This window comes from Hymenobacter telluris, from assembly GCF_017313265.1.
GTDB lineage: Bacteria > Bacteroidota > Bacteroidia > Cytophagales > Hymenobacteraceae > Hymenobacter > Hymenobacter telluris.
The window spans coordinates 60206-76424 of record NZ_JAFLQZ010000019.1 but is presented as its reverse complement, the minus strand read 5'-3'; the positions used below and the strand labels follow the sequence as shown (position 1 = coordinate 76424).

Annotated in this window: 17 protein-coding genes; 5 read left to right on the top strand and 12 right to left on the bottom strand. The window is 64.4% G+C overall.

What is annotated here, in order from left to right:
• Positions 1 to 6: 6 nt before the first annotated feature.
• The 12 genes from J0X19_RS21125 to J0X19_RS21075 form a co-directional block, all read right to left on the bottom strand.
• Positions 7 to 402: an HYC_CC_PP family protein gene (locus J0X19_RS21125; RefSeq protein WP_206986407.1), complete on the bottom strand. Its 396-nt coding sequence runs from the start codon at positions 400 to 402 to the stop codon at positions 7 to 9.
• Positions 403 to 491: 89 nt separating this feature from the next.
• A complete protein-coding gene (locus J0X19_RS21120) occupies positions 492 to 1067 on the bottom strand; it encodes a helix-turn-helix transcriptional regulator (RefSeq protein ID WP_206986406.1) in 576 nt (191 codons plus the stop codon).
• Positions 1068 to 1077: 10 nt separating this feature from the next.
• Positions 1078 to 4299 carry an efflux RND transporter permease subunit gene (locus J0X19_RS21115; RefSeq protein WP_206986405.1) on the bottom strand — a complete coding sequence of 1074 codons (3222 nt, stop codon included), beginning with the start codon at positions 4297 to 4299 and terminating at the stop codon, positions 1078 to 1080.
• Between the two features lie 85 nt (positions 4300 to 4384).
• Positions 4385 to 4888, bottom strand: coding sequence for a YybH family protein (locus J0X19_RS21110; RefSeq protein ID WP_206986404.1), 504 nt, complete (start codon positions 4886 to 4888; stop codon positions 4385 to 4387).
• Positions 4889 to 4907: 19 nt separating this feature from the next.
• Entirely contained in the window at positions 4908 to 6053 is a 1146-nt protein-coding gene (locus tag J0X19_RS21105) for an efflux RND transporter periplasmic adaptor subunit (protein ID WP_206986403.1), read from the bottom strand.
• A gap of 12 nt (positions 6054 to 6065) precedes the next feature.
• Positions 6066 to 6689, bottom strand: a complete 624-nt coding sequence (locus tag J0X19_RS21100; protein WP_206986402.1) for a hypothetical protein — start codon at positions 6687 to 6689, stop codon at positions 6066 to 6068.
• A gap of 1 nt (position 6690) precedes the next feature.
• Positions 6691 to 7935 carry a TolC family protein gene (locus tag J0X19_RS21095; RefSeq protein ID WP_206986401.1) on the bottom strand — a complete coding sequence of 415 codons (1245 nt, stop codon included), beginning with the start codon at positions 7933 to 7935 and terminating at the stop codon, positions 6691 to 6693.
• Positions 7936 to 8041: 106 nt separating this feature from the next.
• Positions 8042 to 8599 (bottom strand): heavy metal-binding domain-containing protein, encoded by a 558-nt coding sequence (locus J0X19_RS21090; protein WP_206986400.1) that lies wholly within the window; start codon positions 8597 to 8599, stop codon positions 8042 to 8044.
• An 85-nt stretch (positions 8600 to 8684) separates the two neighbouring features.
• Entirely contained in the window at positions 8685 to 9407 is a 723-nt protein-coding gene (locus J0X19_RS21085) for a DUF305 domain-containing protein (protein ID WP_206986399.1), read from the bottom strand.
• A 56-nt stretch (positions 9408 to 9463) separates the two neighbouring features.
• The gene (locus J0X19_RS21080; protein WP_206986398.1) at positions 9464 to 10423 is read right to left on the bottom strand and encodes a heavy metal-binding domain-containing protein; all 960 of its coding nucleotides are present in this window, start codon (positions 10421 to 10423) and stop codon (positions 9464 to 9466) included.
• A gap of 56 nt (positions 10424 to 10479) precedes the next feature.
• The gene (locus J0X19_RS25035) at positions 10480 to 10611 is read right to left on the bottom strand and encodes a hypothetical protein (RefSeq protein ID WP_257573402.1); all 132 of its coding nucleotides are present in this window, start codon (positions 10609 to 10611) and stop codon (positions 10480 to 10482) included.
• 130 nt (positions 10612 to 10741) lie between these two features.
• On the bottom strand, positions 10742 to 11275 hold the full coding sequence (locus J0X19_RS21075; RefSeq protein ID WP_206986397.1) for a hypothetical protein: 534 nt from the start codon (positions 11273 to 11275) through the stop codon (positions 10742 to 10744).
• 368 nt (positions 11276 to 11643) lie between these two features.
• Here J0X19_RS21075 and J0X19_RS21070 point away from each other — a divergent pair, with 368 nt between their 5' ends.
• The 5 genes from J0X19_RS21070 to J0X19_RS21050 all read left to right on the top strand — a co-directional run bounded on the left by J0X19_RS21070 (position 11644) and on the right by J0X19_RS21050 (position 16171).
• Positions 11644 to 13989 carry a heavy metal translocating P-type ATPase gene (locus J0X19_RS21070; RefSeq protein ID WP_206986396.1) on the top strand — a complete coding sequence of 782 codons (2346 nt, stop codon included), beginning with the start codon at positions 11644 to 11646 and terminating at the stop codon, positions 13987 to 13989.
• 36 nt (positions 13990 to 14025) lie between these two features.
• A complete protein-coding gene (locus J0X19_RS21065; protein ID WP_125440592.1) occupies positions 14026 to 14403 on the top strand; it encodes a cupredoxin domain-containing protein in 378 nt (125 codons plus the stop codon).
• 5 nt (positions 14404 to 14408) lie between these two features.
• Entirely contained in the window at positions 14409 to 15035 is a 627-nt protein-coding gene (locus J0X19_RS21060; RefSeq protein WP_206986395.1) for a helix-turn-helix domain-containing protein, read from the top strand.
• A 113-nt stretch (positions 15036 to 15148) separates the two neighbouring features.
• Positions 15149 to 15778, top strand: coding sequence for a DUF305 domain-containing protein (locus tag J0X19_RS21055; RefSeq protein ID WP_206986394.1), 630 nt, complete (start codon positions 15149 to 15151; stop codon positions 15776 to 15778).
• Between the two features lie 78 nt (positions 15779 to 15856).
• Complete coding sequence (locus J0X19_RS21050) at positions 15857 to 16171, top strand: DUF6122 family protein (protein ID WP_206986393.1); 315 nt, start codon at positions 15857 to 15859, stop codon at positions 16169 to 16171.
• Positions 16172 to 16219: the final 48 nt, after the last annotated feature.

Below are 16219 nucleotides of genomic sequence, written 5' to 3'. Positions count from 1 at the left end.
GTAAGGCTAGACTAGAAAGGCATGCCCGCGCACGTAGGCCGGGCATTCGGGCGGCGGGGCCGCGTGGGCGAGCAGCTGAGCGGCCGGCTCATCGGCCGGGTAAGCAACTTGCGCCAGCTGCCACACGAGGCGCAATACGGCCGGGGCAGGAACCGCGTCGGGAACCGGCAGCTTGAAGTGGTCGGCCGAAAGCTTGATGTCCTTGAGGGCGCTGCTCACCTTCTTATCGTGGCAGCAGCCGCAGTCCGGCTTGCCGGTGTTCTGGCAGCAGCAGTTCTTGTCCGAATCCGTCGTCACGGTTACCGCCGTAAGAGCCTGCCCACAGAAGTGCATGCTGTACACCAGCCCGGGGCTGGACAGCAGGTAGCTAAAGAGCAAAAACAGGCTAACGTAGCGTTTCAAGGCTGACAGAAGTAAGACGGGTGTTTGGGAGTACGCAGTCGGCAATGAGGGAGTTGTTGGACCATGGTGCCGACTGTCAATAAGAGAGGCTATTGTTCAGTTAGTTGAGCACTTGATAGACACTGGCGCCGATACTCGCTGGGCGAAGCGCCCGTTTCACGCTGAAACTGCCGCGACAGGTGCCCCAGGTTGCTGTAGCCCAGCTCCCGGGCCACCCGCCCCACGGGCAGCGTGCCCTCGCGCAAGAGGCGCCGGGCCGCTTCCACGCGCTGCCGGATGACGTACTGTTCCAGACACAGGCCTTCAGTGGCCGAAAACACGTCGCTTAGGTAGGCAAAGCGGCGGCTCAGCTGCTGGCTGAGCTGCCGCGAAAAGTGCCCGCTGCGCAGCGCCGCCGGGTCAGTGGCCAGCAGGGTAGCAATGATTTCCTTGATTTGGGTTACCAGCCGCTGCTGGGGAGAAAGCTGGTCCAGAATCTCAAAGCCTTCCGCTTCCAGGCACTGCCGCAGCCGGGGCCAGTCAATGGTCGTGGCGTCGTCGCGCAGCTCCACCTCCCCCAGCTCCACGCGCAGCGGCACCAGCCCGAGCTCCACGAGCTGTTCGCGCACCACCAGGATGCACTTAACGCAGACCATGTGCCGGATGTAAAGGAGCGTGGAGGCCATGGAACGGGGATTACAAGGCCGGGGATAAGTCGTTCTGGTCGGCGGGCGGCGTCAGCGGTTGCGCGTCCAGTTCCTGCGGGTGGTCATCGAGGCCCACTTCCTGGTGGGAAGCGAAGTACTGGGCCAGGGCCTTCTCCCCTACCAGCCAGAAAACCACGGGCGTGACGATGATGTCGAGGAAGGTGGAGCTCAGCAGGCCGCCGAGGATGACGGTGGCCACGGGGTAGAGAATTTCCTTGCCCGGCGCGTCCTTGGCCAGCGTGAGCGGCACCAGCGCCAGCGCGGCCACCAGAGCCGTCATGAGCACGGGCACCAGACGCTCCAGCGAGCCGCGAATAATCATCGGCATGCCAAACTTCTCCCCTTCGTGCTCGACGAGGTGGATGTAGTGCGAAATCATCATGATGCCGTTGCGCGAGGCAATGCCGGTGAGCGTGATAAAGCCCACCAGCGAGGCAATGCTGAACGTGCCGCCGGTGAGCAGCACCGCCACCACCGAGCCGATGAGCGCCAGCGGAATGTTGAGCATGATTTGCCCCACCATGTAGCTGGACTTGAAGTGCGAGAACAGCACCAGGAAGATGCCGGCCAAGGAAAAAAGGCTCAGCCAGAGAATCTTCTGCGAAGCCGACTGCTGGCTTTCGAACTGCCCGCCGTAGGTGAGGTAGTAGCCCGGCGGCAGCTTTACCTGCGCGTTTACTTTGGCCTGAATCTCCTTGACCGTGGAGCCCAGGTCGCGCTCGGCCACGTTCAGGGAGATGGTAATGCGCCGTTGCGTATTCTCGTGGTTAACGGTGTTGGGGCCCGGCTCGTAGAGGATTTCGGCCACCTGGCTCACGGGTATCATGGCGCCGGTGGGCGTCTCGATACGGGTCTGGCCGATGGTGGCGATGTCGTTGCGCTGCGCTTCGGGCAGCTTTACCACCAGGTCAAAGCGCTTCTGCCCGTCGAGCATCTGCGAAACCACGGCCCCTTGAAACAGCGTTTCCAGGTCGCGCACCACTTCGCCGCGCTCCATGCCGTAGGCGCGCAGGGCCTCGTCGCGGGGGCGGATGAGTAGCTGGGGAATCTGCACCTGCTTTTCGACCTGCAAATCCACCACCCCGGGCACCGTGCTGGCAGCCGCCCGCACCTCGTTGGCGTAGCGGCGCAACTCCAGCAAGTCGTTGCCGAAGACTTTGATGGCTACCTGGGCCCGCACGCCGCTCAGCAGGTGGTCGAGGCGGTGGGAAATGGGTTGGCCGATGTTGACGTTCACGCCCGTAATCAGGCTGAGCTTGTCGCGCATGTCGGCCAGGATTTCGTCCCGGCTGCGCATGGTTTTGCCCTCCTTTTCCAGCTCGGCTTCGGTTTTGAAAGCCACCTCGATTTCCGAGTTGTTCACCGACTCGGCGTGTTCGTCGAGCTCGGCGCGGCCGGTGCGGCGGGCGGTGTAGGCCACTTCCGGAATCTTGAGCATCTGCTGCTCGCCGAGGCTGCCCAGGCGGTTAGACTCGGTGAGCGAGGTGCCGGCGGGCGCCGAGAAGTTAACCGTGAGCGAGCCTTCGTTGAAGGGCGGCAGGAATTCGGTGCCGAAGAAAGGAATCAGCGCCATGGCCGCCACGAACAGTGCTCCAGTTACCCCAAGTATTGCTTTAGGGTGCTGCAGTCCCCAGCCCAGCAGGCGGGTGTCCTTTTTCTTGAGCCAGCGTACCAGGCCCCCGTCCGTTTCGGGGTGGTCCATCTGCTTCATCTTGGGCAGCAGGTAGTAGCAGAGCACCGGCGTTACCGTGAGCGACACAAACAGCGAAGCCACGATGCTCGTGATGTAGGCAATGCCCAGCGGGGCGAAAATGCGGCCCTCCATGCCCTCCAGGGCAAACAGCGGCAGGAACACCAGCACCACGATAATGGTGGCGTACACGATGGAGTTACGTACCTCCGATGAGGCGGCATAGATGACCTTAAGCACCGGCTGCGGGTTCGCCTTTTGCTTGTTTTCGCGCAGCCGCCGGTACACGTTCTCCACGTCCACGATGGCATCATCGACCAGCTCGCCAATGGCAATGGCCAAGCCCCCCAAGGTCATGGTGTTGATGCTGATGCCCGCAAAGCGAAACACCAGCGCCGTGACCAGCAGCGACAGCGGAATGGCCACCAGCGAGATAAAGGTGGTGCGCACGTTCAGCAGGAAGGCAAACAGCACGATGACCACCAGAATGGCGCCGTCGCGCAGGGCTTCCTCCACGTTGGTAATCGAGGACTCGATGAACTCGGACTGCTTAAACAGGCGCGTGTTCACCTGCACGTCCTTGGGCAGCGAGGGCTTGAGCTCCACCAGGGCTTTTTCGACGGCTTCGGTCAAACCCACGGTGGCAGCACCGGGCTGCTTTTCAATGCTCAGGATGACGGCCGGCTTCCCATTGACGCTGCCGTCGCCGCGCTTGAAGCGGGCCCCGAACTCCACTTTGGCAATGTCGGCCACCCGGATGGGCGACTGCTCGCGGTAGCCCACGATGATGTTCTCGATGTCGGCTACCGAGCGCAGCCGGCCCAGGTTGCGGATGAGCACCTCGGAGCCGTTGCGGTCGAAGAAGTTGCCGGTGGTGTTCAGGTTGGACTTGCGCAGGGCCTCCTCCACCTGGTTTACCGTGAGGCCCGTGGCATTGAGCCGGGGCATGTCCAGCAGCACCTGGTACTGCAGGTTGTCGCCGCCGATGGGAATGACCTGGGCCACGCCGGGGATGCTGAGCAGGCGCTGGCGCACGGTGTAGTTGGCGAGCGTGCGCAAATCGGCAGCATTGGTCTGTTTTCCCCCCGAAAGCCCTACCAGCATTATCTGGCCCATCACCGAGGAGATGGGTCCCAGCACCGGCGTAATGCCCGTAGGCAGTTGCTCGCCGGTGGTTTGCAGCTTCTCGCTCACAATCTGGCGGGCGGTGAAGATGTCGGTGCCGTAGTCGAATTCCACGAACACCATCCCGAGGCCAATGGCCGAGTTGGAGCGCACGGCTGACACGCCGGTGGCCCCGTTCAGGGCCGTTTCCACGGGCAGCGTCACCAGGGCTTCTACCTCTTCGGGCGCCATGCCGGGCGCTTCCAGGAACACGGTCACGCGGGGGCGGTCCAGGTCGGGCAGCACGTCCACCGGCAGCTGGCGGGCCGTGTAGGTGCCGGCAATAAGGAGGCCCACGGCAAAGGCCAGCATCAGCAGGCGGTTCTGCAGGGCAAAGCGAATTATCTTGTCAAGCATCGTCAAAAAGCAAAGTCCGGCCGGGCGCAAGGCCGCGGCTGGTCAGGTTAGGAGGGGCTCCCGGCAAGGGGGCGAGGGTCTGGCGCTACTTGCGCGCCGAGTTGTGGTTGCTCACGAACTGCCACTGGCCGGCCGCGTTCTTGCGCAGCACGCTGGTGGCCACCCCGCGCCGCTTGATGGGCGCGGGCACCGCGGTATCCTTGGGGCCTTTCTTCAGCCCGATGGTGTAGGTGTAACTTTCGGTGGCAAAGGCGTAGGGGCCGTCCACCGTCACGTCGGCCTTGTAGTCGCTGTAAGTGAAGGAGCTGAATTCCTTGAGCTCGGGGCCCAGGTGGTGGTCCCGGTAGTGGGCGTAGGTTCCTTCCCGACTGCCCGACTCCAGCACCACGGAGTTGGCCACGAACAGCCGGGTGGTGCCGGTGGTATCGAGCTTTTGCACGGCCTGCTGGTACTGTTTCAGCACGGCGCGCACGGCGGCTTCATCGGCCGAAACGGCGGGGGCGGTGGCGGCAGCAGGCGGCGGGGTTTGGGCCAGGGCCGGGGCGGCCAACGCGGGCACGGCGAGCAAAGCCAGGAGGAAACGACGCATAGCGGGAAGGGAAAAGCAGTTACTGATTGAGGTAAATCGACTTGAGCTGGTAGGTGCCGGTGGTCACCACCCGGTCGTTTTCGTTGACCTGGCCCTGCACCAGCACGGTTTGCTCGCCGCTGGCGGCGCCGGGCTGCACGTAGCGAATCTTAAAGTGCTCAGGCTCGGTGTGCACAAACACCACGGGCTTGCCATTCAAGTCGGTAATGGCCGAGGTGGGCACGGTCAGCTGGGGCTTGCCGCCCCCGGTCTGGCCCACCACCTGCACGTTCACGGCCTGGCCGGCGCGGTAGGCGCTGCCCTCCTGGGCGTCGAGCTCCAGCACCAGTTGGCGGGCCTGGTTCACGGGGTTCACCACGTTGCTGAACACCACGAGCCGGGCGGGTACGCCGGGCTGCCCCTGCAGGCCTTCCACCCGGAACACGGCGCCAGGCGTCACTTTGGCCAGGTCCTGGGCGAACACCTGGGCTTCCACGCGCAGCTTGCCGGGGTTGATGACCCGGAACAGCTCGTCGCCCTGGCTCACCTGCTGGCCCACGGCCAAGTTAAACACGTCCACTGTGCCGCTCACCGGCGAGGTGATGCTGACGCGGCGCTGACTGGCCTGCCCGTTCTGGATGCCGGCGTTCTGCCGGGCCTGGCGCAGGCGCAGCTCGGCGGCCACCACGTCCTTGCGGGCGGCGATGTCGGCGATGCTCTGCAGGCGGGCGTAGTCCTGCTGGGCGGCGCGCAGCTCGGCCTGGGCGTTGGCCCGCTCGGTGCTGAGCCCAATCTGCTGGGTGGCGTCGAGGGTTTGCTCGATGACGGCCAGCGTCTGCCCGGCCCGCACGGGTTGGCCAACCTTCGCGGCCAGACTTACAATGCGGCCCCCTTGCGGCACCACGATGCGGCCCTCGCCGCCCGCGGCGGCCGACACCGTGCCGTACAGCGTGGCCCGGCTGTAGGTAGTGGAGAAAGCGGCCAGGGTCGTCTGCACCTGAAACAGGAACTGGCTTTCCTTGGGCAGCAGCACCTCGTCGGTGAGGGCCACGCCGGTGCTGGCTTTGGCCGTGCCGCCGTGGTCTTCGCCCCCGTGCGCCTGCACCAGGGCCGGGGGAGGCAGCAGCACGGTGAGGACCAAGCTGGCCGCGGCCGCGGCGGCCAGAAATTTATGAGTGGTTTTCATGTCAGTTGAGCTTTAGGGAAAGGGGGTGCGGCGGCTGGCGGTCAGGGCCTGCTCCGAGGTGTGCAGCACGGGCTCAGGGCGCCGACGGCGCATGAGCAGGGCCGTCAGCACAATGCCGAGCACGAAGGCGCCGACCAGCGCCAGAATGGTTTTCCAGGAAGAGAAAAGCGAGCCGTCGGCGTGGGCGGCTTCAGCGGCTACAGGCAGCTTCTCCCCTACTTTGATGCCTTCGAGCAGCAGCAAGTCGGCCTTGTCGCCGGCCACGATGTTGGCCGCGAAGCTGTAGGCCTTGTTGGCCGGAAACTGGCCTTCCACCAGGTACTCCCCCGGCCCTTTTTCCGTCACCGCCCACTTTAGATTCGCATTCTCGGGGTTGGTGAGCGTGAGCTTGGCGCCTTTGATGGGGGCGTTGGTGGCGTAGTCCGAGAGAAACAATCGTAGGTCGGCGGGCTTGCCCCCTTCCAGTGGCTCGTAGCGCAGCAGTACCTCGAACTGTTCCGAGAGCGCCGCCACCGAAAAGGACGTGGCGCCGGCCGGGGTCGAGGCCTTGGGGGCGCCGTGGTCTTCGCCCCCGTGGGCGGAGGCCCCGCCGCTCAGCAGCAGCAGGCCCAGCAGCAAAATCAGGAGTTGTTTCATGTTATTCACCCCGCAGGTAGTTAAGTTCGATGAGGGCCTGACGGTAGTCGCGAATGGTGGTCAGGTAGGTATTCTGAATGGTAAAGGCCTGGTTGAGGCTCTGAATCAGCACGAGGTAGCTGATTTCGCCGGCCTTGAAAAGTCGTTGGGATTGGCTGATGATGGCCCGCGACTGCGGCACGCCGGTCTGCTCGTAGTAGCCCAGCGACGCCGAGAACTTGCGCGTGTCGGCCAGCGACTGCTGGTAGAGGGTGCTCAGCTCCAGGCGCTGGGTTTGCAGCTGGTAGCCGGCGGCCTGCGAGCGGGCCGTGGCCGCCTGCAGCTGCGAGCGGTAGGTCCAGAACCAGATGGGCACCGACACGCCAAACTGGAAGCGGTACTTGAGGGCCGAGTTTTCAAAGGCCTGATTCTGATAGCCCACCGTGAGGGCCGGCGTCCGCCGGGCCCGCACTAGGCTGATGCCCGACTGGCTCAGAGCCACGTTCTGGGTGGCGGCGGCCAGCATGGGGCTGCGCACCAGGGCCGTGCTGTCTTCGGCGGGCAGGCCCGCGAGCAGTGCCCCGCCGGTCTGCACCAGCTCGGGGCCGCTGCGGCGCAGGTCGGTGCTGGTGGTCAAGGCGGCCGTGGGCTGGCCCAGCAGCAGGCCCAGGCGGCGCTGGGCGGCCTGCCGGTCGGCGGAGGCCTGCTGCAGCTGCACGCTCACCTGCCGGGCTTCGGCGTCGGTGCTGATGCGCTGCAGCGAGGTGACTTCGCCGGCCGCGAACAGGCGCTCGGTGGCCACGCGCAGGGCGCGGAACAGGCTGTCCTGGTAAGTAAGCTGGCGCACCTGGGCTTCGGCAAACTGCAGGGTCAGGTAAGCCAGGCGGGTGTCGCGCAGTACGCTGGCGCGACTCACCTCGCGGTTGCGCTCGGCCAGGGTGATGCCCGCTTCGGCCACCTGGCGCTGGCGCCGGTACACGTTGGGCAGGTCGATGGTCTGCACCACGCCCGGCGCCCACATCTCGCCCGTGGGAGCCGAGAACAGAAAGTCCGGGTTGGCGGGCGCAAACGAGCCCCGCTTCAGGGCCCGCTGCTCCTCAATTTCGCGGTCTGACTGGCGCAGCCGCGGGTGGCGGCGGAGGGTCAGGGCTTCGGCGCTGTCCAGGCTGATGGCGGTTTGGGCCCGCGCGGTTTCCGGCAGCAGCCCGAGCAGCAGCGCCAGCACCAGCAGCCCTTGCGCCGCATAGTTCATTTTGAGGTACTTCATGTTATCCGATTAGAGTCCGGCTAGGGGCCGCCCACCGTTGCAGCGGCGGACGACCCGAGACGGAGGAGAGGGTCCGGACGCACGGCGTCCGAAAAACAGGCTCCGTCTACGCCTTTTTCACGAGGGCCATGCCGCACTTCGGGCAGCTGCCCGGCTTGGCGCTGGCGCTGCCTTCGCACTTCATGGGGCACTCGTAGGCGGCGTCCACGGCCTTGCTGCCCGGGGCGGCCGCGTCGAGCTTGTCGAAGCGGGTGTTGATGGCTTTGCCGTCGGCCGTGAGGCTGACGATGGCCGTGCGCACCTTGGCCCCGGCCGGCAGCTTGGCCACCAGGTGGTCATCGCCCCCGGCCACCAGCGTCACCGAGGTGGTCTTGTTGTCGGCGGTTTGCACCATCACCTTGCCCGAGAGCGACTTATTGGGCACGGGCGCCATTTTGGCCGCCAGCAGGTAGATGTGCAGCTCGCCGCCCTGCTGCACCAGCTCCATGTGGTAGGGGCTGGCCGAGCGCACCACGCCGCCGTGCGGGGCCACGTGGGCGTGGGTTTCGCCGGGGGCCATGTGCGCTTCCGCCTTGCCGTCGGCGTGGGCATGCTGGGCCTGCGAGGCCAGGGGAGCGAGGGCAAAGAGGGCGGCCGTGGCCAGGGAAATTCCAAAAAGCTTCATCAGAGAAGGGGGATTATGGGGGCTGTGGGGGAGAATAAGGGGGCCGGCAGCGGCCCGCTGTGGGCAGCGTCACCGGCTGCCCGGTTTACATCTTGTCGGCGTTCTGGGCGTGCCAGGTTTTGAAGGCGGAAATCTCTTTTTGCTGGGTGTCGACCATCTTCTGGGCCATTTCCTTCAGCTTGGTGTCTTTGCCGTGGGTTAATTCGGCCTTGGCCATGTCCATGGCGCTCTGGTGGTGCACCGTCATCATCATGTTGAAGTTCATGTCCGGGTTGGCGACCATGGGGGGCATGTTTTTCATCATGTTGTCCATCGAGGCCTTCATCTGGGCCGTGAAAGGGTCGTTGGCGTCCTGGGGCTTGTAGTTGGTCGGCGCGCTGTCGAGGCGCTCAGCAATGGGCTCCAGCTCCCCGATTTCCTTTTGCTGGTCGGCCTTAATCTTCTCGGCCATCTGGCGCATGGTGGCGTCCTTGCCGTCGCGCAGCTCGATGTCGGACATGGCCACGGCGCCGCGGTGGTGCTCCATCATCATGTGGGCAAAGTCGTGGTCGGTGTTGCCCTTGGGCTTCATGGCGTTCATCTTGGCCATCATGTCGTTCATGGACGCCATCAGGGGCGAGTCGCCGGCCGTGCCGCCCTCGGCCATTTTGGAATGGTCCATGCCGGCCATGTCGCCCGAAGCCGCGGCGTCGGGGGTGGTCGTTTCGGTGGTCGTGGCCGTGGTATCAGCGGTTTTGTCGCTGTTACACGAGGCCACCAGCAGGGAGCCCGAACAGAGGGCGGCGAGGAAAAAAGCGGACTTTTTCATGGGTTTTGGATTGGTTGAGGGTTGGAAAAAAAGGAACTGGTAAATGGGAAGTAGGCTTAGCTGGCGGCTGGGCCCTTGACGTTGATGGTGAAGTCGCCGGTGTGAATCTTGCCGCCGTGGTTGAACTGCAGGAAAACGCGGTAGAGGCCGGGGGCTTCGAAGTTGGTGTTGAAGCCAATGGCGGGGCCCTTGTCGGCCTGGTCGTTGGGGTGCACGTGCAGGTAGCGCTCGGTGTCCTCGCTGATGACCACCACGTGGCCCAGCGCGCCGAGGTAGTTGTCGAGGTCGGTCACGGGCTTACCGTCCTTGCTGATGGTGATTTTCATGCCCAGCAGCTGGCCGGTGCTCAGGGGCTTGTCAAACGCCAGGGTGGCCGAGTAGCCATCCTGCGTCCACTGCATGTCATCGTTCTTGAACTTGACCGGCGAGTAGGCCGGGCCCTTCACCGAGATGGGCTGGCGGCCCAGCTGGTGGCCCGAGCCCGTGGGGGTGTAGTCCTGAAACAGCACGTAGTCGCCGCCCTTGGGGAAGGTGTAGGCGGCCTTGTAGTTGCCCTGCGCGGTGTATTCGGGGTGCTCGTGATAGAACTGGCCCAGGTCCTTGCTCACGATGATGAGGTGAATCTTCTTCTCGTGCACCACCGCCAGCGGCACGGGCGCGGCCTCGTTGCCCACTTCCTGCGGCGTGAAGACCAGCTGCGAGGGCTGGCCGGTCGTGAGCTGCATGGGCTGCGGCTCGAACTTCATGGCATAGGACTTGCCGTTGGCCACCTTATCGTTGTGTTCGAGCTTCATACCGCACTTGGGGCAGGTCTCTCCTTCCTTGGTGCTGGTCACCTCGGGGTGCATGGGGCAGGCGTAGGTGTGGCCGCTGGCGTGGTCGGCAGTGCCTTCGACCGGTCCTTCCGTGGGGGTGGTCACGGTGTTGGTGGCGCTGCTCGACGCGGAATCGGACGAGCAGCTGGCCACGGTTAACAGGCTGGCCACGGCCAGTAGGGAAACGGGTAAGCGGAACATAAAATGAGGTAAGGGTGAGTAAATGGAATGCCGGCAGCAGCGGCCCAGTGGCGGGCTTAGGCCTGCCACTGCTGCCAGAGCACGAAGCCCAGGGCGGCGGCCAGCACGGCGTAGAGCAGGCCCGCGAGCAGGCGGCGCAGCGGCCCGCGGGGTGGCGGGCCGGCGGCCGGTTCGCAACAATCTTTCATTGCGGAGCAGGGAAAACCCGGAAAGTGAAGGGGGAGGAAATGCCGGCTAAGCGGCGCGACGGGCAAACGAAAAGGCCCGCCCCGGACACAGCATAGCTGTGCCGGCGCGAGCCTTAGCGCGGCGGATTAATCAGACAGTCAGCGACTGGATGAAAATGCGGATGTCGGGTATTTTGGGTTTCAGCTGCCGGCGAGCCACCAGCAGCACGGGCCGCGTGCGGTCCCATTGTTGAAAGCGGACCACCAGGGCCAGCGGGGCCGGGGGCAGAGCCACCGGCATAAACGTCATCTTCTCGATGCCGGCTTTCGGCGGGTGCGCCAGCGAGGCCCACACGGCGGCGGCATCGTCCTGGCAGCAGGCGCCCTTGGAGCCGTGCTTGTGCGGCGCCGGGGTTTCGCTGTCGTGGTGCTCGTGCTTGGCCGTGGCACCGTCGTGCTGCTTCCCGTGGGAATGAGCTGCCCCGTGGGAGTGCGGTGCCTTGTGCTCGTGCCCTTGCTTATGCTCATGGGCCGGCGTACCGGCCGGGTGCTTATGCTGATGTCCGACGGCCGGCGTGGCCGGCATGGCCAGCGCGCAGACGACCTGCCCAAAGAACACGTTGAGGAAGACCACCAGCAAGGAGGCCGCCATCGTGCGTCTGGAATGGGTCTTGAGTCGGAACATTGGTACGAAGCAACGACAAAATTATTCGAAAGGTTTGAAAGGTCTGCGGGCCGATGGCCCGCCCGTGCGTCAGCAGGTAGCAGCGTTGCCTGTCCTATTATCCGTTGAAAATCTAGGTTTTAGCTCGTAAAACCGCCCTGGCTTCCTTTCAACACAACCCCGCTGGTTTAGGACAACCAACTCCGATGCTGGAAATTTTACAAGTCCAGCGGCCTAATCATGTACAACCGCATGGGGCTTCTGGCCGGTGCCACGAATGTTGCAAGCGCTAAGCTCAATTCTACACATCCTTAGCCAACCGAAAGGAGTTTAGAAGATGTTGTTTTGCAGGCCGCTATTTGCGCCGCTTCCCCTGACATATTCTTCTTATGGAAACCTCTCATCATCACCACCCGGCGCCTCCGGTGCCCGCCGGCCCGCCCCCGGCGCCAGCGGCCGGCACCGAAACGGCGACCCTCAACATCGAGGGCATGACCTGCGCCTCCTGTTCCAATTTCGTGGAAAAGGCCCTGAGCCGCACGCCCGGCGTGCAGCGCGCCACCGTGAACCTGGCCAGCGAAAAGGCCACCATCGAGTACCTGCCGGGCCAGATTGACCGCGCCGGCCTCAAAGCCGCCGTGGAGCAGGCCGGCTACGGCGTGCACGAGGCCAGCCCGGCCGTGGCGGCCAACGTGCTGGCTTCCGACGAGGAGCTGGATGCTCGCAAGGCCGCCGCTTACCAGAACCTGAAGCGCCGCTTTCAGCTGGCCGTGGGGCTAGCCGTCGTCATCATGCCCCTGAGCATGCTCATGCTGTGGCCCGCCATGATGAGCCGCATCTCGACGCCCCTGCTCAACTACGTGCTGCTGGCCCTGACGCTGCCCGTGCTGCTCTACAGCGGCCGGGAGTTCTACGTGTCGGCTTGGAACGGCCTGCGGCACCGCACCGCCAGCATGGACACCCTGATTGCCGTGGGCACCGGGGCGGCCTTTCTCTACAGCCTGGCGGCCACGCTGATTCCGCACTGGTTTATGCAGCACGGCCTCATGCCGGAGGTGTACTACGATACCACGGCCACCATCATTGCCCTGATTCTGCTCGGCAAGGTGCTGGAGAGCCGGGCCAAGTCCAAGACCTCGGCCGCCATCAAGGCGCTAATGGGCTTGCAGGCCAAAACGGCCCGCGTGGTCAGGAATGGCCAGGAAGTCGACGTGCCCATCGAGCAGGTGCTCGTGGGCGACGAAGTGGTGGTGCGCCCGGGCGAGAAGGTGGCCACCGACGGCACGATTCTCACCGGCCACTCGGCTGTGGACGAGAGCATGCTGACCGGCGAGAGCCTGCCCGTGGAGAAGAAGGAGGGCGACAACGTCTTCGGCGCTACCCTCAACAAGACGGGTTCTTTTCGCTTCCGCGTGAGCAAGGTGGGCGCCGAAACGATGCTGGCCCAGATTGTGAAGCTGGTCGAGGAAGCGCAGGGCAGCCGCGCCCCCATTCAGCAGCTGGCCGACAAGGTCAGCGCCGTGTTCGTGCCGGTGGTCATTATGATTGCCATTGCCACGTTCGTGCTCTGGTTTGACTTGGCGCCCGAAGCCAGCCGCGTGCCGCTGGCGCTGGTGGGCTTCGTGGCCGTGCTCATCATTGCCTGCCCCTGCGCCTTGGGGCTGGCCACGCCCACGGCCATCATGGTGGGCACCGGCAAGGGCGCCGAGCACGGCGTGCTGATTCGCAACGCCGAGGCCCTGGAGAAAGCCGAGAAGGTGACCACCGTGCTGCTGGATAAAACCGGCACCATCACCCGGGGCGAGCCCGCCGTGACGGATTTTGTGCCCACCAACGGCGACACGCCCGCTCACCTGCTGCCCCTACTGGCGGCCGTGGAGCGGCAGAGTGAGCACCCCCTGGCTGAGGCCGTGGTGCGCTACGCCGACGCCCAAGGAGTAGCTTCCGGCAGCGCCGCGCTAACGGCCACCGCCTTCCAGGCCTACGAGGGCCGGGGGGCCGGCGCCACCGTCGACGGGCAGGTGATTCTGCTCGGCAACCGGCGCCTGCTCAGCGAAAATAACGTGGTGCTTTCCACCGACACCGAGCAGGCCGCCGCCCAACTGCTGAGCGAGGCTAAAACGGTACTGTACGCCGCCATCGGCGGGCACGTGGCGGCCCTGATTGGGGTGGCCGACACGGTGCGCGAGTCCAGCCGGGCGGCTATTCAGGCCCTGCAGGCGGACGGCATCGAGGTGGTGATGATGACCGGCGATAACCAGCAGACCGCTGCCAAGGTGGCCGAGCAGGTGGGCATCAAGCGCTTCTTTGCCGAGGTGTTGCCGGCTGACAAAGCCGGCAAGGTGAAGGAGCTGCAGGCCGAAGGGCGGGTGGTGGCCATGGTGGGCGACGGCATCAACGACGCGCCGGCGCTGGCCCAGGCCGACATTGGCCTGGCCATGGGCGGCGGCACCGACGTGGCCATGGAAGCGGCCGGTATTACGCTCATGCGCTCCGACCTGCAGGGCGTGGTCACGGCCATCGACCTGTCGCGCCAGACCATGCGCACCATCAAGCAGAATCTGTTTTTTGCCTTTATCTACAACACCTTGGGCATTCCCATCGCGGCGGGGCTGCTGTATCCGTTCACCGGCTGGCTGCTCTCGCCCATGCTGGCGGCCGCGGCCATGGCCCTGAGCTCGGTGTCGGTGCTCACCAACTCGCTGCGCCTGCGCGGCTACCAGGCCAAGGCCTAACGGCGGGCTATTTCTCTCCTTTTTGTTCTCGTTCTTATGGATACTGCTCAGATAATTGTGACCCTGGTGGGCGTGGGCCTGCTGGCGTTTGTCGGCTGGTTTTTCTTTCTGGCCCCGCACCGGGTGGCGGCGGCCGTGTCCTCTTCGGCGGGCGTGCAGCAGGTGGATATCGTGGTGAAGGGCGGCTACTCGCCCAACGTCATCGAGGTGGAGCACGGCAAGCCCGTGCAGCTCAACTTCTACCGCGACGAGGAAGGCACCTGCTCGGAGGAGCTGCTGCTGCCCGACTTTAACATCCGGCGGGACCTGGCGCCATTTAAAACCACGGCCATCGAGTTTTTGCCCAAGCAAGCCGGTACCTTTGAGTTCACCTGCGGCATGCACATGCTGCGGGGGAGCCTCGTCGTTAAATAAGCGTCATGCTGCAATCCGCCACCTCGGTGTTGCCGGCCCCCGCGGCCGGCGCCACCCGCCTCTCCATTCGCAACATGGTGTGCCCCCGCTGCCTGCGGGTGGTGCAGCGCGAGCTGGAAAAGGCCGGGCTGGTGGTGGACAACGTGGCCCTGGGCGCCGCCAACGTGCGCACGGCCGACGGCAGCCCGGTGGACCTGCCGGCGGTGGAGGCCGCGCTGCAGGCATTCGGGTTCGCGCTCGTGGAGGACCCCCGCGACCAGCTGGTGGAGCAAGTCAAAGCCCTGGTGGTGGAGCTCATTCACTACACCCCGGCCGAGCAGCAGCCCTACCAGACCTACTCGCACTTCATCAGCGAGCGGCTGGGCCGCTCCTACGCCTACCTCTCGCACCAGTTCTCGCTGCGCGAGGGCCTCACGCTGGAGAAGTACATCATCCGCCAGCGGGTGGAGCGCGCCAAGGAGCTGCTCAGCTATCAGGACGCCAAGGTGGCCGAAGTGGCCCGCCTGCTGGGCTACAGCAGCGCGGCGCACCTGACCAACCAGTTCCGGCAGGTGACGGGCATGTCGCCGTCCGACTTTCAGGCCCTGGGCCCCGGCAGCGCGGGCCGGCTAAGCCTGCATAATCTGGGCTAAAGCTGGAAACTTTACAACGCCACAGGGCGAATTGTGCGCATACAGGGTGGGGCTTAGTCCGTTAAGAAGCAGGAGTATTTCCTCCATCATTCCGACTACTAATCCCCTTTCCAATGCTACGTTCCCTCCGCCTCCCCTTGCTGGCTACCCTGCTGGCCTTCGGTGCCCTGACTTCCTGTAAAAAGGACGACGCCGATGGCCTGATGACCATTGCCCACGACGACAGCGTGTACATGCGCAACATGCACGAGTCCATGGCCATAATGGAAGCCATGCCCAAAACCCAGGACCCCGACAACGACTACTCTTCCATGATGATAATGCACCACCAGGTGGCCATCAAAAACAGCCAGGAGGAGCTCAAAAGCGGTAAAAACGCCGAGATGAAAGCCATGGCCCAGTCGATTATCGACAAGCAGCAGGCGGAAATTGCCCAGTTCAACGCCTTCCTGTCGGGCCACCCCGCCCACGCCCCGGCCGTGCCCGAGTTCAACGCCCTGCAAATGATGAACATGATGCAGATGATGAAGGCCGTGGATTTGCGCCCCCTGACGGGCGACCCGGACTTTGACTTCGCGCAGCTCATGATTGACCACCACCAGGCCGCCATCGAGAACTCGGACGCGCTGCTCAAGTACGGGCGCGAGAACACGACCAAGGCGCTGGCCCAGCAAATCATCACGGACCAGAAAATGGAAATCAAGATGCTGCAGGACTGGCTGCTGGCCAATAAAAAGTATTAGGCATCCGCTGGTTCACTTCAACAAGAGCGGCCCCCTTGGGCTGCTCTTTTGCTTTTCACTAGCTCCTGCCCCTACCCTATGGTGCATGCCTTACTCCACCTTTTGGTGCCCGGCGTGGTGGCGTTGCTGTTCTACCGCCCACGCTGGCGGCGGGCCTGGCTGATACTGGCCGCCGCCCTGCTGCTCGACGTGGACCACCTCTGGGCGACCCCGATGTTTGACCCCACCCGGTGCAGCATCAATTTCCATCCGCTGCACACCTACTGGGCCATGGGCAACTACGCCTTCATGCTGCTGCCGCCCCTGACGCGGGTGTGGGCCGTGGGCTTTTTGCTTCATATGGCCCTGGATTATGCCGAATGCCTGCAGTTGGGCGTCGTGCTGCCGCGCTAAGCCAGCCGGCCTTTCTTCTCTAACCCTTTATTGACTCTGCACCATGCA

Bases quoted from the DNA above. Each gene is read 5' to 3' on its own strand.
- J0X19_RS21110 (WP_206986404.1), bottom strand. From the start codon at position 4,888: ATGCGTCGTTTCCTCCTGGCTTTGCTCGCCGTGCCCGCGTTGGCCGCC.
- J0X19_RS21100 (WP_206986402.1), bottom strand. From the start codon at position 6,689: ATGAAACAACTCCTGATTTTGCTGCTGGGCCTGCTGCTGCTGAGCGGC.
- J0X19_RS21085 (WP_206986399.1), bottom strand. From the start codon at position 9,407: ATGAAAAAGTCCGCTTTTTTCCTCGCCGCCCTCTGTTCGGGCTCCCTG.
- J0X19_RS21105 (WP_206986403.1), bottom strand. From the start codon at position 6,053: ATGAAAACCACTCATAAATTTCTGGCCGCCGCGGCCGCGGCCAGCTTG.
- J0X19_RS21050 (WP_206986393.1), top strand. From the start codon at position 15,857: ATGGTGCATGCCTTACTCCACCTTTTGGTGCCCGGCGTGGTGGCGTTG.
- J0X19_RS21090 (WP_206986400.1), bottom strand. From the start codon at position 8,599: ATGAAGCTTTTTGGAATTTCCCTGGCCACGGCCGCCCTCTTTGCCCTC.
- J0X19_RS21075 (WP_206986397.1), bottom strand. From the start codon at position 11,275: ATGTTCCGACTCAAGACCCATTCCAGACGCACGATGGCGGCCTCCTTG.
- J0X19_RS21115 (WP_206986405.1), bottom strand. From the start codon at position 4,299: ATGCTTGACAAGATAATTCGCTTTGCCCTGCAGAACCGCCTGCTGATG.
- J0X19_RS21060 (WP_206986395.1), top strand. From the start codon at position 14,409: ATGCTGCAATCCGCCACCTCGGTGTTGCCGGCCCCCGCGGCCGGCGCC.
- J0X19_RS21065 (WP_125440592.1), top strand. From the start codon at position 14,026: ATGGATACTGCTCAGATAATTGTGACCCTGGTGGGCGTGGGCCTGCTG.
- J0X19_RS25035 (WP_257573402.1), bottom strand. From the start codon at position 10,611: ATGAAAGATTGTTGCGAACCGGCCGCCGGCCCGCCACCCCGCGGGCCG.
- J0X19_RS21080 (WP_206986398.1), bottom strand. From the start codon at position 10,423: ATGTTCCGCTTACCCGTTTCCCTACTGGCCGTGGCCAGCCTGTTAACC.
- J0X19_RS21120 (WP_206986406.1), bottom strand. From the start codon at position 1,067: ATGGCCTCCACGCTCCTTTACATCCGGCACATGGTCTGCGTTAAGTGC.
- J0X19_RS21095 (WP_206986401.1), bottom strand. From the start codon at position 7,935: ATGAAGTACCTCAAAATGAACTATGCGGCGCAAGGGCTGCTGGTGCTG.
- J0X19_RS21070 (WP_206986396.1), top strand. From the start codon at position 11,644: ATGGAAACCTCTCATCATCACCACCCGGCGCCTCCGGTGCCCGCCGGC.
- J0X19_RS21055 (WP_206986394.1), top strand. From the start codon at position 15,149: ATGCTACGTTCCCTCCGCCTCCCCTTGCTGGCTACCCTGCTGGCCTTC.